The organism is Vreelandella glaciei (assembly GCF_013415125.1).
GTDB lineage: Bacteria > Pseudomonadota > Gammaproteobacteria > Pseudomonadales > Halomonadaceae > Vreelandella > Vreelandella glaciei.
On sequence record NZ_JACCDE010000018.1, the window covers coordinates 59,945 to 73,012 of the forward strand.

A 13,068-nucleotide genomic window follows, 5' to 3' on the forward strand; every position below is an offset into this window, starting at 1 on the left:
TTAAAGCCCCTGCTCTTTTTCCCACGGGGTCACCTTGGTGTCCTCGGTTAAGCGGTGGGCTCCGGCAGCCACGATGCGGTCACCCGCCGCCAGCTCTCCGCTGACTTCCAGGCCGTTTGAGGTTAGCCGACCGACCTCTACCGGTACCGCTTCAACGTTTTCTGGCTCAACGAATCGCCATACCAGGGCCTGGTCGGGGTCATCACCGGCATAGCTCACCGCGTCAGCGGGCAGTAACCACAGCGGAGCGCTATTGTCGGTTTGCAGCGAGCTCAAATCGAGCCGCACGTTGGCACTCATGCCGTCTAAAAGAGTGATATCGTCCGGCTGGGGCAACGTTAGGGTGACTTCATACGCCAAACTCTGCGCGCTGGCCTGGGTGGTGTAAGAGGCCAGCTGGGCGAGGTAAGGTTTATCGCTATTGCCAAAACGCACTTCAAACGCCAACGCATCACCGAAGGGCGTTCCATTGCTGCGCGGTATACGCTGCACGATCTGCTCGGGTAGATGAAACACCACGTCTAACTGCCCTGGCTGTTGGATTACCGCGACCGTTTCCTGAACTTGGACTATCTGACGGTTATCCACCGGCACTTGAGCAATCACCCCATCGTAAGGGGCGCGTAGCTGGGTATGCTCGACCTGCTCTTGGGCCTGCTCGAAGGTGGCCCTGGCAGCCCGCCACTCGCTTTCCGACTCATCAAATTGGGATTGGCTGACCGCCCCACGCTGCAGGGTATAGCGCATGCGTTCTAGCGTTGCCTCGGCTAGCTCCAGGCGCGAGCGGGCGCTGTCCAGCTCGCTTTGCACATTGCGATCATCAATACGCGCGATCACCTCGCCTTCGCTTACCTGCTGGCCGGGGCTGACATTAAGCTCCAATAATTCCCCGGCCATACGAAATGACAAATTGCTGCGCGTAGAGGCTTCCACCCGGGCCGGAAACTGCCGTAAGGCCGTCGCATTTGCCGACTCCAATACCGTCAATTTCACCGGCCGTGTGGCATCAGGTGACTGCGCTTGGGGTTGCTCACAGCCTGTTAACACAAGCAGGGCCAGTAGGATGGGCAGTGAACGAAGAAGAGTAACGGCCACGAGAGGCTCCTTGATAGCGGACAGCGCGGATTTTCAAACCTGAATTCAAAACATGAAGTGAGTAACATGGACACTTCACTGACATTCATGAATGTCAGTGAAGTGTATAATAATCACCATGCGGCGACTTTGCTATTTATCAGTGCCAAAATGCCGCTAATTCTATTAACAGGAGCCGCCATGTCCCGTCGTAAGGCTGACGCTGAACGTACCCGAGAAGCGATTCTCGACGCTGCGGAAACTACCTTTCTTGTTCAAGGCGTTTCGCGCACCACTCTGGCGCATATTGCTCAGGAGGCGGGAGTAACAAGGGGGGCCATTTATTGGCACTTTGAAGATAAAGCAGCGGTATTCGATGCGCTGCTGGAGCGTGTAAGACTCCCATTGGACGGTATTGTCGATGATGCAGTGCAGCGCCTCGGCACCACGCCGGTCGAATGCCTGCGCGATATCGCTCAACGCTCACTGGCGGGGATTTGTCACGACCTTCCGCTGCAGCGGGCAGCCACTATTGTGCTGCACCGCTGCGAAAAACTGGAAGATAAACACCCTCGAATTTGCATGATCACCCAGCTCCCCAAACATGCTGAAGCACACGTGGAAGCACTATTTGAGCAAGCACTAGCAGACGGCAACTTACGCGCTGACCTAACCCCAGCCAGCGCCCGCCGCCAGTTTCATGGCTTTTTGATCGGGGTTTGCTTTGATTGGCTGCAAGACCCGCAACAGTACTCTCTGGCAGATGAGTGCGACGCCATCGTAGAGACATTAATGCGCGGTTTGTTGGTGGAAAATACGCCGTGAAACAATGAGTATGACCTGGCACGCGGGTTGCTTGTATCACCAGGAGAACCTAACTAACCTGGAGCGTGCCATGCACCACTCTGACTACCCCCTTAGCGAAGTCCCTACCAGCGCCCGCAAGGGCTTGCTATCCACCTCGGCAGTGCTGCTCGGCTTTACCTTTTTCACCGCCACCATGTGGGCAGGTGGCACCTTAGGCCAGGCCTTTCCGATTGGCCAACTGCTATGGATCATACTGATTGGCAATCTGCTGCTGGGGGGTTACGCAGCAGCCCTCGCCTATATTGCGTGTAAAAGCGGGCTCAATTCGGTACTGATGGGACGCTTCTGCTTTGGCGAGAAAGGCAGCAAACTCTCCGACTTTATTCTCGGTTTTACCCAGATTGGCTGGTACGCGTGGGGCACCGCGACGATTGCCTTAGTGTTAGTACGCACCACCGGGATGCCTGAATGGCTGGAAATCCCCTTAATGGTGCTATTTGGGTTTGGTTTCTGCGTGACGGCCATGATCGGCTACAAGGGGATGGATTTGCTGTCTCGCTTTGCCGTCCCCGCCATGATGCTGTTTATATTGATCAGCCTGTTTACCGGGCTGGTGGATGTGCGTGGCTTTGCGGGCCTTAGCCAGCAAACGCCTACGGAGAGCATGAGCGTGGCGGCGGCCATCACTGTCATTATTGGTACCTTTATTAGCGGCGGCACTCAAGCGACTAACTGGAGCCGCTTCGCCAAGACCCCGAAAATTGCCGTCATCTCCACCATGGCGGCTTTTTTTGTAGGTAACGGCTTAATGGTGCTGACGGGGGCACTCGGCACCATGATTTACCAGCAGGCGGATATCGTGGATGTATTGATCGCCCAGGGCTTTGTCACCATCGCCGTACTGATGCTGTTTCTGAATATCTGGACGACCCAGGACAACACCATCTACAACTTCGCCGTGGCGGGCTGCAATTTACTGCGTACCGAAAAACGCCGGCTGGTCACGGTAGGCGGCGCAGCGATTGGCACCGTGCTGGCAGTGGGCGGGATGTACAACTTGCTTATTCCGTTCCTGGTACTGCTCGGCACGTTTATTCCGCCCATGGGAGGGGTCATCATGGCGGACTTCTGGCTCAAGCATAAAGGCCGTTATCCCGCTTTGGATGCCGCTCAACTGCCTGACTTTAACCGCAGAGGGCTGGCTGCCTATGCGCTGGGTGCCGGAGCGGCCTACTTTTCCCCGTTACTGCCGCCATTGGTAGGAGTCGCGGCGGCAGCGGGCAGCTACGCCGTGCTGCTGCGTTTAAACCACGCTACGCTAAGCGATACACTTCCTTCACCCGCTAAACAATAAGTGAGCCCTGTTTCATATGCCCATGCAGATCATTAACGCCCGCCTACGCCAGTGCCCAGAGCTTTATCGGCTGGAAATTGAGAACGGCACGTTCACCGCCATCACCGCACAAGATGCACCACAAACAGCGAGCGCGGGGCAGATTGATGCAGGCGCCAAGCTCGTCTGCGCGCCGTTTATCGAGCCACATATTCATTTAGACGCAGCTCTTACCGCGGGCGAGCCCAGCTGGAACCAAAGCGGCACGCTGTTTGAAGGCATCGAGCGCTGGAGTGAGCGCAAACCCATGCTCACCGAAGCCGATATTCGCGAGCGCGCTCTGAAAACGCTTAATTTATTAATCGGCAACGGCGTTCAGTTCGTGCGCACCCACGCTGACACCAGCGACCCAAGCCTGATTGGCCTTAAAACGCTGTGTACCTTGCGGGATGAACTGAAGGATAAAATCGATATTCAAGTAGTCGCCTTTCCGCAAGATGGCCTGCTCTCCTATCCCGGCGGAGAAAAACTAATGGAGGAGGCGCTGGAATTCGGTGCCGACGTCGTGGGCGGCATCCCCCATTTCGAATACACCCGTGAACTGGGCGTGGCGTCCATGAAACGGGTGATCGAGCTCGCGATCAAGTACGACCGCGTGGTGGATGTGCACTGCGATGAGATCGACGACCCCAATTCGCGCTTTCTTGAAGTGCTGGCCTGTGAAGCGCTCTTTAATGATTTGGGCAGCCGCGTGACCGCAAGCCACACCACGGCGATGCACTCTTACGATAACGCCTACTGCTCCAAGCTGTTTCTGCTGCTCAAGCGCTCGGGCATCAACTTTGTCTCCTGCCCCACCGAAAGTATTCATTTGCAAGGGCGTTTCGACACCTACCCCAAACGGCGCGGCGTCACACGGGTAAAGGAACTCAACGAGGCGGGCATCAACGTCTGCTTTGCCGAAGACTCCATTTTTGATCCTTGGTATTCGTTGGGTAACGGCAAGCTTTTGCGAACACTGGATTTCGGCCTGCATATCTGCCAAATGATGGGTTATCAAGACTTTAGTCAGGCGCTTTCGCTGATTACTGACAATAGCGCTCGCACGTTGAACATCGAAGAACTCTACGGCATTGAAGTGGGCAAACCGGCCAGCTTCAACCTGCTGGAAGGCGAGGATGATTACAGCGTGCTGCGCAATCAAGGCGAGGTGCTGCTTTCGGTGCGCCACGGCGAGATCATCATGCAGCGCGACCCCGCCAAAATCACCACGCCGCCTTGGCTCGGCTTTTAGAATAAGCGTAAAATGGCTGGGCTGATATTCAGCAAAGTTCTCAGGGCGGGGTGAAAGTCCCCACCGGCGGTGATACGGCCTTTGAACCAGGCCGCTAAGCCCGCGAGCGCTCAAGCAAGCAATTGCTTGAGGTCAGCAGATTCGGTGAGAAACCGAAGCCGACGGTGATAGTCCGGATGAAAGAGAACGGCACCTTAGACACGCAACGTTAACAGTGGCTATGCCATCTGTTACGGCTGCCTGACGACCGGTTCCGCGTGCCCTGATTCTGGTACAACTTATCCAAGAGAATGACCATGAATCAGACATTTCCGCTGACACTTTCTACCCACACCACGTCTCAACGCATCGCGTTTATTCAAGGCCACTGGCATCAGGATATCGTCGAGAAGGCCTATGAAGCCTTTATTGCTGAAGTAGAACGCTGTGGTCTTAACGCCGAACAAGTAGACCCCTTCACCGTTTCCGGTGCTTACGAAATTCCCTTGCAAGCAAAAGTACTCGCCCAAAGTGGCCGCTATGGCGCCATTGTCGGGGCTGGCTTTGTGGTCGATGGCGGTATTTATCGCCACGACTTTGTGGCTCATGCGGTGATTGATGGCTTGATGCGTGTGCAGTTAGACACGCAAGTGCCGGTGATCTCGGCAGTATTAACACCGCATCACTTCCATGAGCACGCCACGCATCACGACTTCTACACCCAACACTTTGTTACCAAAGGGAAAGAAGCCGCCCATGCGTGTCTGAACACGATGGAAAACCTGCATAGAGCGCGCAAGCTAAGCGAGGCTTGATGCACTGCGGTTCAGGCTCGGCTAGGCGCCGAGCCTGAACTGCTTAATTCACTTCACATCAAGCAAGTAACCATAAAACGCCGTATTGCGCTGCCAGCCCAATGACTCATAAAGGTGCTGGGCACGCTCGTTCTCTACCTGCGTCATTAATATCAAGCGTGCCACGCCATGCTCTTTGGCGAGTTTTGTAGCGGCTTCCATTAACGCCCTTCCCGTGCCCTTATCGCGAGACTCTGGAAGCACAAAAAGATCATTTAGCGTCCAGCGCGCGTTTAAGCCCACCGTGGAAACCCCAGGGTAAAGCTGAACAAAACCAGTGAGCCGACCATTCTCACTCTCACTAACGAGAATGCGTGAATCCGCTTGCCCAAATCGTTGGCGCAGAAAAGCACGAGCGGCTTCCACATTACTAGGCTGAGCGTAGAATTGCCGATAACCATCTAGCAGCTCCGTTAGCGTATCAAGATCATTAATCGTGGCAGGGCGAACAAATGTCATACTCATCTCCAGGCTCGTTTGCTATCACGCCAATAACGTTATAGTGAGTTAACACCTAATTGCTAACTGAAAACAGCTTTTATCACCTGCTCAGGAAACGCTCTATGCCCGACTTCATCGCCCCTGATGGTCATCCCCGCTGCCTATGGTGTGGGGGCGCGGCGGAGTTTTTGCCTTACCATGACAACGAGTGGGGCTTTCCAGTGGCTAACGACCAGCGGCTGTTCGAGAAGCTGTGCCTGGAGAGCTTTCAGTCCGGGTTGAGTTGGCGCACCATTCTCAATAAACGCGAAAACTTCCGCGCCGCTTTTCACCATTTTGATTTTCATCAGGTTGCCCGGTTTGACGAAGACGATGTGCAGCGACTGCTGCAGAACGCAGGTATTATTCGCCATCGCGGAAAAATCGAAGCGGTGATTAATAATGCTTTAAGGGCGCAAGAAATGGTCGAACAGGAAGGCTCGTTAGCCGCCTTCTTTTGGTGTTTCGAGCCAGACACCAGCTCCCTCCCTCCGCCGCAAACCCAGGCCACCTCGCCTGAATCCATCGCGCTATCCAAAGCGTTAAAAAAGCGCGGTTGGAAATTCGTTGGTCCAACAACCGCTTTTGCCTTTATGCAAGCGATGGGGTTGGTCAATGACCACTCGCTAAACTGCATCACCCGCGTGCAGGTTGCACAGGCACGGCAGCAATTTAAGCGGCCGATATAAAAAAACAGTGATAGGGTATGGTTTTTGACACGCTTATCAATAAACCGAACAGCAAGGGGACGACACGTTCCCAATGGGGTCAACGTGGTTCAATCATTCTCTTCACCTACAGAATCCCGCACCTCACGATATAAAGCTTGGAGTGTGCATATATTCACCGCCAGCGGTGTACTACTCGGCACCATGGCGCTGCTTGCACTGGTCGATAATAATCCCGTCGCCTGCCTCCTCTGGCTGGGTGCTGCGATGATGATTGATGGTATTGATGGCACTCTGGCGCGTAAGTATGAAGTGAAGACGATACTGCCCCACTTCGATGGCTCAACGCTCGATATGGTCATTGATTACCTGACCTGGGCCTTTATTCCTGCCCTCTTTATCTACTACTTTATTGAACTGCCGCCCTATTTTGCACTGCTCTCAGTATTCATTATTCTGCTGTCGTCGATGTTCTGTTTCTGCAATGTCGATATGAAAAGCCAGGACAACTACTTCGTTGGCTTTCCAGCCGCCTGGAACATCACCGCCGCCTATTTTTACATTATTGATTTACCTCCTTTTATTACCTTTGCCACTATCGTTGTTCTCGCCATTCTCACCGTGACTAAAATGAAGTTTCTTCATCCCTTTCGCGTGCGTTTGTTCATGCCACTCAATATCGCCGTCACCCTGCTATGGTGCGTGTGTGCGACGTCACTGATACTTTCCAGCCCTGAGCACGCCGCTTGGGCAGTATGGGGGTGGGGCATTGCCTCTGTTTACTTCGCCGGCATGTGCCTATGGCGCACGGCGCAAGAGTGGTTTGATTGAACCAGCCGACTGGCTGTAGCAAGGAGCATGGAAGATGTCACTGACCCCGCGGCAACAGAAGAAATTCAGAGCGCTGGCGGCAGAAATCGAAGGAGTCGATGTCGAAGTCTACCAGCGTTTTGAGCGCGACCCACTGGAGCCGATCATCGGCCTTGGCAAGCCGAACCTACGCATTGGCTTTTTCGGACGCGACCCAGGGCGCGATGAGGTTCGCCATGGGGAGCCCTTTATCGGCGCTGGCGGGCAGTTGGTCAGAAAGGCGCTGCATGAGCACCTTTATGATGAAAAAATGTCTGACTTCGAGGCCTCGCGCGCCGTGGGCGAGCACTTTTTCTGGATCAACACCGTGCCCTACAAACCCATAGGCAACAAGGCGTGGTCCATGAAGGTCAAGCGCCACTTTCACGGCTTGATGAACGAAATCCTGATCTCCCGCTGGGAAGGGCGAACCCTGATCACGCTGGGTCGCGAGGCTTTTCTATGGTTCGGCATCGGCCGCTCAAAAGAGGAGCGTGCACGCCTGGAGGCATTCTGGAAGCGCGAGGATCGCTTTGAAAGTAGTATCGAAGTAACGCTAGAGGATGACCGGGGCGAAGCACAAACCTTTCAACTCTATCCGCTGCCTCACCCCTCTCCGCTCAATCAGACCTGGTATGCACGCTTTCCAGGTCTCCTGAAACAGCGCTTAGAGCAATTGGATGTGCGCCAGGGTAACCTCACCTTATGAGGCTGTGATCGCGCCCTCATCCCAGCACGGCTGCATGCGCCTGCGCGTCCTCCACCATCTCAGTAGCCAGCTCACCCACCGTACGTACGGCCGCTTCAATCGCGGGCGTTAGCGTAAACGCGTAGTTCAGGCGCAAACATTGGCGAAACTTGCCCGAAGCTGAAAACAGTGACCCCGGCGCTACATGGATAGCATGCTGCGCTAAGCGCTGATTGAGCTTCACACAATCCACCGCAGCGGGCAGCTCCACCCAAAGCAAAAAGCTGCCTTGCGGGTAGCTGATACCCGCCCCCTTGGGGAAGTAGCGCTGCACCCAGCTGATCATGATATCGCGCTGGCGCTGATATTGGCGGGTGGCGTAACGGACATGGCGCTCGTAGTGCCCTTTGGCGACGAACTCCGCTACGGCCAGCTGCGGCAACGTCGCCGAGGCGCCGGTGGAGACATACTTCATATGCAACGCTTGGTCACGATAGCGCCCTGGCGCCAGCCAACCCACTCTTAACCCCGGCCCCACCGTTTTGGAAAAGCCACTGCACAGCATCACGCGCCCGTCGTCATCGAAGGATTTGACGGTGCGCGGCCTGGGCAGGGTAAATGACAGGTCACCGTAGATATCGTCTTCGATAATCGCCACATCGAAGCGTTGAGCAAGCTGAAACAGCGCCCGCTTACGCGCCTCGGGCATGGTGTAACCCAGCGGATTGTTGTAAGTGGGCGTGACCTGTATGGCGCGGATTGGCCACTGTTCCAGCGCCAGCTCTAGAGCTTCCAGACTAATACCGGTTTGTGGGTCGGTGGGTATCTCCAGCGCTTTTAAGCCGTTGGCCTTGAGGATTTGCATGGTGCCGTAAAAGCTCGGCGAGTCGACAGCTACCACATCGCCAGATTGGGTGAGGGTGCGCAACGCAATCGACAGCGCCTCCTGGCAGCCAGTCGTAACCACAATGTCGTCCGGGTGTAGCAGGCAGCCCGAGGCAATGGCCAATCGCGCCACCTGTTGGCGAAGCTCGGGGCTACCGCTTAGCTTGTCGTAGTTGAACCCGTGCAGGTCACTGCTGCGATGCAGCCCGGCGAGAATCTTCGACAGTGGCCGCAGCGTCTCATACTCAAAATTCGGTATGCCACGCCCCAGCAGCAGCCGCACGTCATCACGCTGGGTGGCGACGAGCTCCAGCACTTGATCCCATTGGGAAATATCCAGCGGGCGCTGTGCGGGTCGTGAGACCGACGGTAGCACCGATGGCACGCGGCTAGGCAGCACGAAGTAGCCCGATTTTGGTCGAGACTCGATCAATCCCACGTCCATCAGCTGACGGTAGGCCTCCTGGGCCGTCGAAATGCTAACGCCCAACTCCTGACAGACCGCACGAATAGAGGGCAGGCGATCACCTACCCGGTAAAGGCCGTGCTCAATACGCTCCCGCAAAACCGTGGCGACTTTTTCATAACGTGTCATGACACCACCCTGTCCATACTCTGATATCGATACAGATGCCCTATTCTGTGGCCATACAGAGCGCCAACACATCCTTCTGTATCCTAAAAATATTAAAACCTATATCTGTATTGATATAGTAGCACTAAGTAAGCTGGTTGAGCAGATAATAAGGAGGATTAGCCATGCCGCGCTTCAGCCTTACCCAGCTTCGCTATCAGTTGCGTTATCAACTGCGCCAGTACCGTCACTACCGCCGTAGCCGCCGCCAACTGCTATCCCTTGATGACAGGCTACTTGACGATATTGGCATTGACCGCACACAGGCGCTCAAAGAGGGACATAAAGCGTTTTGGAAGCATACACCACTCGATGAGGGGCCTTATGAAAACCGCTGAGTATTACCTACTCGACGTCTTTACCGACCAGCCGTTTACCGGCAACCCATTGGCCGTTTTTCTAGAGGCTGATGGGTTGGCAGCCAGTACCATGCAGGCGCTGGCTAATGAGCTTAACCTGGCCGAAACGGTGTTTTTAAGTGCCGCTACTGGGCCGAATCACTACCCGATGCGTATTTTTACACCAACGCGAGAGCTGCCTTTTGCCGGTCACCCCACGGTTGGCACCGCGCATCTGCTAAGGGGACTGGATTTAGTGAACCGCGGGCAAGGCGTTGTGCTCCAGCCTCCCATCGGCGAGCTCGTGGTTAATTATGAACAAGATAGGGCAACGTTTAAGACCGCCCAACCCGCCATGATCACAGACAGCACTATTGATCGCACCACGGCCGTTGAGCTGCTGGGATTGGACATCCATCAGGTGATGGGTGATCCGGTGATTGCCTCCTTCGGGCTGCCCTTTCATTTGATCGAACTCACTGACGTGGCAGCGTTAGAGAACGTGCGAATTTCTACAACGGCTTGGGCAAGTGCTGTTGCAGCCAGCAGTGCCGTCCAGGTTTATCTGTATGTGATTGAACAACAAGGTGGGGCAGAAACAGTGGTCAAAAGCCGCATGTTCTGTATGCATGCCAGCATTTGCGAAGACCCCGCTACCGGCAGCGCCGCAGCCGCTTTAACCGGCTATTTGGCCTCACTTCAACCCGATACCTTGCAGTGCAAGATTCACCAGGGTGTTGAAATGGGTCGTCCCAGCGTTATCTACACAGCAGCAAATGGCGGTATCAAACCCGGTTTTGTACAGGTGGGCGGTAACGCAGTGATAGTGGGTAAGGGAGAGTTTTACCTAGAACTGTAACCAAAAGCTGAAACAAAAAAGAGTGCCCACGATATCGCGGACACTCAGCATCTGTTCTCAGTTGGCTAACGTTATGCTGCCTGTACCTCAATACGACGGGTACGGTGGCTATCTTTCTTGGGCAGCGTTAGCGTCAGTACGCCGTTGACGAGAGTGGCGCTAATGGCATCACTGTCCACTTCGTGACTGAGGTTGAAACGCCGCGCAAAACGCTGGCCGCGAACTTCGGCGTGCAGCGCGCTCAGCCCTTCGGGCATATTCAGCGCTATCTCACCCTCCAAGCTCAGCACGTTGTTGTCGAGCTCTATTTTCAGCGTCTCATTAGTAACGCCGGGCATATCTGCCAACAGTTTGAGCGCGTTAGACTCCTCAATGATATCCACCGCTGGCAGCAGGGTTTCTTCACGGCGTTGCTCTTCGCCACCTTGTTGCAGCGGGGAGTGGTTGGATGAACGAACAACGTTATTCATGATTTATCCCTCCTTATTCAAGGTTAACAAACATGATTTACGCCGCCTGAACATCAATACGCCGCGGCTTGAGCTCTTCGCGCTTAGGCAGCACGATCTCAAACACCCCATGGGCATGGCGTGCCTCTGCCCGTTCGGCATCGAGACCGTCGGGAAGCGCAACCGCTCTCACAAACTCACCGCTGGCGCGCTCACGACGAAATACCGGGCGCGAGCTGCCATCGTCATTACTACCCGTCACAGCATCGCGTTTGCCACGCAGTGTCAGCACATTGTCCTGAACATCGATGGTCAAATCCGAGGGTGCCAGACCCGCCGCAAACACATAGACCCTCACGGCATCGTCGCTACGCGCCACGTTGATCATCGGAAAACTACCACGTGGCACCGCGCGAATATCCATCGCATTGCTGTCGGGCAAGAAGCCATCCAGCAACTGGCTAAACCAGTCAAACTGGCGAGGCAAGCCGGTTTCAAAACGCTTGAGATCATCGAACATATCGAACACCTCCTACGTTAAGCAGACTATGAAAATCGTCATAAGAGGCAGCCTCTTACTCTTACACAACTTAAAGAAGCAGCCTCTACGCTGTAAAAATAGGAGCGGTCAGTCGATTTTCAAGGGTCTGGATGGCAATTTTTTTGGACTTTTAAACCTGCCAAGGACAGCACATTAAGGCCGCTTTAAAAACCGATGCTCACAGCGGTTAAGCGACCGTTACATCGGTAGAGAGATAGACATCCTGAATAGCATGCAGCAACTCAACGCCTTCCTGCATGGGTTTCTGGAAGGCCTTGCGCCCTGAGATCAAGCCCATACCACCGGCGCGTTTGTTGATCACCGCCGTGCGCACTGCTTCGCCGAGATCAGAGTGCCCCTTGGAGCCCCCGCCGGAATTAATCAAACCCGCGCGACCCATAAAGCAATTGGCAACCTGGTAGCGGGCCAAATCAATGGGGTGGTCAGTGGTTAGCTCGCTGTAGACATTATCGTGGGTATGGCCAAAGCCTACTGCACGGTAACCGCCGTTGTTCTCAGGCAGTTTCTGTTTGACGATATCCGCCTTGAGGGTTGCGGCCATGTGGTTAGCTTGGCTGGTGAGGTCGGCGGAGACGTGATAATCGGTGCCGTCCTGCTTGAAGGCTGGATTGCGTAAATAAGCCCACAAGACCGTTACCATTCCCAATTGGTGAGCGCGCTCAAAGGCCTCGCTAATCTCCATGATTTGTCGACGGCTCTCATGGGAGCCAAAGTAAATCGTCGCCCCCACCGCCACGCATCCCATGTCGTGGGCCTGGTCTACATCGGCAAATAGCGTCTGGTCGTATATCGCCGGATGGCTCAAAGTCTCGTTATGGTTCAGCTTGAGCATCATCGGGATTTTGTGGGCATAACGCCGCGCCACCGACGACAAAACACCCAACGTCGATGCTACGCCGTTACATCCCCCTTCAAGTGCCAGCTCAACGATGTTGGCTGGGTCAAAGTAGCGCGGATTGGGTGCGAAGGAAGCACCCGCTGAGTGCTCAATACCCTGATCCACCGGCAGCAAGCTAAGGTAACCGGTACCTGCCAAGCGGCCGTGATTAAAAAAGCTCTGCATACTGCGCAGCACCGCTGGGCTGCGGTCGCTATCCGCCATAACACGGTCAATAAAGTCTGGGCCCGGCAGGTGCAAGCTATCCCGGGGTACGCCCTGGCACGTGTGATTAAGCAAACTATCGGCGTCACTGTCGAGCAAAGCGGCTATATCAGTCATGATGAGCTCCTTTATGTTCATATGTAACAAAAAGTAAGTGTATGCCAAAAACTGCTGAAATGAAGTGTATCGATTTAATAAAGCCTAGCGCTTCAA

General features: G+C 54.8%; 15 protein-coding genes and 1 riboswitch. Of the genes, 9 read left to right on the top strand and 6 right to left on the bottom strand.

The genetic code is table 11. The features are described 5' to 3' along the window. A complete protein-coding gene (locus HZS80_RS13140) occupies positions 1–1,095 on the bottom strand; it encodes an efflux RND transporter periplasmic adaptor subunit (RefSeq protein WP_179916327.1) in 1,095 nt (364 codons plus the stop codon). 180 nt (positions 1,096–1,275) lie between these two features. Here HZS80_RS13140 and HZS80_RS13145 point away from each other — a divergent pair, with 180 nt between their 5' ends. The 4 genes from HZS80_RS13145 (at position 1,276) to HZS80_RS13160 (ending at position 5,302) form a co-directional block, all read left to right on the top strand. Continuing rightward, positions 1,276–1,899 (top strand): TetR family transcriptional regulator, encoded by a 624-nt coding sequence (locus tag HZS80_RS13145; RefSeq protein WP_179916328.1) that lies wholly within the window; start codon positions 1,276–1,278, stop codon positions 1,897–1,899. A gap of 70 nt (positions 1,900–1,969) precedes the next feature. Next, positions 1,970–3,235, top strand: a complete 1,266-nt coding sequence (codB, locus tag HZS80_RS13150; protein WP_179916329.1) for a cytosine permease — start codon at positions 1,970–1,972, stop codon at positions 3,233–3,235. Positions 3,236–3,251: 16 nt separating this feature from the next. Then, positions 3,252–4,508 carry a cytosine deaminase gene (codA, locus tag HZS80_RS13155; RefSeq protein ID WP_179916330.1) on the top strand — a complete coding sequence of 419 codons (1,257 nt, stop codon included), beginning with the start codon at positions 3,252–3,254 and terminating at the stop codon, positions 4,506–4,508. A 32-nt stretch (positions 4,509–4,540) separates the two neighbouring features. Further along, positions 4,541–4,700, top strand: a riboswitch (FMN riboswitch). A gap of 104 nt (positions 4,701–4,804) precedes the next feature. Then, entirely contained in the window at positions 4,805–5,302 is a 498-nt protein-coding gene (locus HZS80_RS13160) for a 6,7-dimethyl-8-ribityllumazine synthase (RefSeq protein WP_179916331.1), read from the top strand. A 48-nt stretch (positions 5,303–5,350) separates the two neighbouring features. Here HZS80_RS13160 and HZS80_RS13165 read toward each other — a convergent pair whose 3' ends face one another. Then, positions 5,351–5,800, bottom strand: a complete 450-nt coding sequence (locus HZS80_RS13165) for a GNAT family N-acetyltransferase (protein ID WP_035561082.1) — start codon at positions 5,798–5,800, stop codon at positions 5,351–5,353. A gap of 104 nt (positions 5,801–5,904) precedes the next feature. On the opposite strand from HZS80_RS13165, the gene HZS80_RS13170 reads away from it, so the two are divergent. From HZS80_RS13170 to HZS80_RS13180, 3 genes are all read left to right on the top strand, one after another. After that, positions 5,905–6,510 carry a DNA-3-methyladenine glycosylase I gene (locus HZS80_RS13170; protein WP_179916332.1) on the top strand — a complete coding sequence of 202 codons (606 nt, stop codon included), beginning with the start codon at positions 5,905–5,907 and terminating at the stop codon, positions 6,508–6,510. An 84-nt stretch (positions 6,511–6,594) separates the two neighbouring features. After that, on the top strand, positions 6,595–7,320 hold the full coding sequence (pcsA, locus tag HZS80_RS13175) for a phosphatidylcholine synthase (RefSeq protein WP_348646965.1): 726 nt from the start codon (positions 6,595–6,597) through the stop codon (positions 7,318–7,320). A 34-nt stretch (positions 7,321–7,354) separates the two neighbouring features. Beyond that, positions 7,355–8,047 carry a uracil-DNA glycosylase family protein gene (locus HZS80_RS13180; protein ID WP_035561073.1) on the top strand — a complete coding sequence of 231 codons (693 nt, stop codon included), beginning with the start codon at positions 7,355–7,357 and terminating at the stop codon, positions 8,045–8,047. 16 nt (positions 8,048–8,063) lie between these two features. Here the strand turns inward: HZS80_RS13180 and HZS80_RS13185 are convergent, their stop codons facing one another. Then, positions 8,064–9,506 (bottom strand): aminotransferase-like domain-containing protein, encoded by a 1,443-nt coding sequence (locus HZS80_RS13185; RefSeq protein WP_179916333.1) that lies wholly within the window; start codon positions 9,504–9,506, stop codon positions 8,064–8,066. A gap of 164 nt (positions 9,507–9,670) precedes the next feature. Here HZS80_RS13185 and HZS80_RS13190 point away from each other — a divergent pair, with 164 nt between their 5' ends. Together HZS80_RS13190 and HZS80_RS13195 are read left to right on the top strand one after the other, a co-directional pair. Continuing rightward, positions 9,671–9,883 (top strand): YjiS-like domain-containing protein, encoded by a 213-nt coding sequence (locus tag HZS80_RS13190; protein WP_035561067.1) that lies wholly within the window; start codon positions 9,671–9,673, stop codon positions 9,881–9,883. Continuing rightward, complete coding sequence (locus HZS80_RS13195) at positions 9,870–10,742, top strand: PhzF family phenazine biosynthesis protein (protein ID WP_179916334.1); 873 nt, start codon at positions 9,870–9,872, stop codon at positions 10,740–10,742. The genes HZS80_RS13190 and HZS80_RS13195 overlap by 14 nt, the downstream gene beginning before the upstream one ends. Positions 10,743–10,813: 71 nt before the next feature. Here the strand turns inward: HZS80_RS13195 and HZS80_RS13200 are convergent, their stop codons facing one another. From HZS80_RS13200 to HZS80_RS13210, 3 genes are all read right to left on the bottom strand, one after another. Beyond that, complete coding sequence (locus HZS80_RS13200) at positions 10,814–11,212, bottom strand: Hsp20/alpha crystallin family protein (RefSeq protein ID WP_035561059.1); 399 nt, start codon at positions 11,210–11,212, stop codon at positions 10,814–10,816. Positions 11,213–11,249: 37 nt separating this feature from the next. Next, the gene (locus HZS80_RS13205; protein WP_035561055.1) at positions 11,250–11,711 is read right to left on the bottom strand and encodes an Hsp20/alpha crystallin family protein; all 462 of its coding nucleotides are present in this window, start codon (positions 11,709–11,711) and stop codon (positions 11,250–11,252) included. A 208-nt stretch (positions 11,712–11,919) separates the two neighbouring features. Then, positions 11,920–12,972 carry a class I fructose-bisphosphate aldolase gene (locus HZS80_RS13210; RefSeq protein WP_179916335.1) on the bottom strand — a complete coding sequence of 351 codons (1,053 nt, stop codon included), beginning with the start codon at positions 12,970–12,972 and terminating at the stop codon, positions 11,920–11,922. Positions 12,973–13,068 lie beyond the last annotated feature (96 nt).

Bases quoted from the DNA above. Each gene is read 5' to 3' on its own strand.
- HZS80_RS13145 (WP_179916328.1), top strand. From the start codon at position 1,276: ATGTCCCGTCGTAAGGCTGACGCTGAACGTACCCGAGAAGCGATTCTC.
- codB (WP_179916329.1), top strand. From the start codon at position 1,970: ATGCACCACTCTGACTACCCCCTTAGCGAAGTCCCTACCAGCGCCCGC.
- codA (WP_179916330.1), top strand. From the start codon at position 3,252: ATGCCCATGCAGATCATTAACGCCCGCCTACGCCAGTGCCCAGAGCTT.
- HZS80_RS13160 (WP_179916331.1), top strand. From the start codon at position 4,805: ATGAATCAGACATTTCCGCTGACACTTTCTACCCACACCACGTCTCAA.
- HZS80_RS13165 (WP_035561082.1), bottom strand. From the start codon at position 5,800: ATGACATTTGTTCGCCCTGCCACGATTAATGATCTTGATACGCTAACG.
- HZS80_RS13170 (WP_179916332.1), top strand. From the start codon at position 5,905: ATGCCCGACTTCATCGCCCCTGATGGTCATCCCCGCTGCCTATGGTGT.
- HZS80_RS13180 (WP_035561073.1), top strand. From the start codon at position 7,355: ATGTCACTGACCCCGCGGCAACAGAAGAAATTCAGAGCGCTGGCGGCA.
- HZS80_RS13185 (WP_179916333.1), bottom strand. From the start codon at position 9,506: ATGACACGTTATGAAAAAGTCGCCACGGTTTTGCGGGAGCGTATTGAG.
- HZS80_RS13190 (WP_035561067.1), top strand. From the start codon at position 9,671: ATGCCGCGCTTCAGCCTTACCCAGCTTCGCTATCAGTTGCGTTATCAA.
- HZS80_RS13195 (WP_179916334.1), top strand. From the start codon at position 9,870: ATGAAAACCGCTGAGTATTACCTACTCGACGTCTTTACCGACCAGCCG.
- HZS80_RS13200 (WP_035561059.1), bottom strand. From the start codon at position 11,212: ATGAATAACGTTGTTCGTTCATCCAACCACTCCCCGCTGCAACAAGGT.
- HZS80_RS13205 (WP_035561055.1), bottom strand. From the start codon at position 11,711: ATGTTCGATGATCTCAAGCGTTTTGAAACCGGCTTGCCTCGCCAGTTT.
- HZS80_RS13210 (WP_179916335.1), bottom strand. From the start codon at position 12,972: ATGACTGATATAGCCGCTTTGCTCGACAGTGACGCCGATAGTTTGCTT.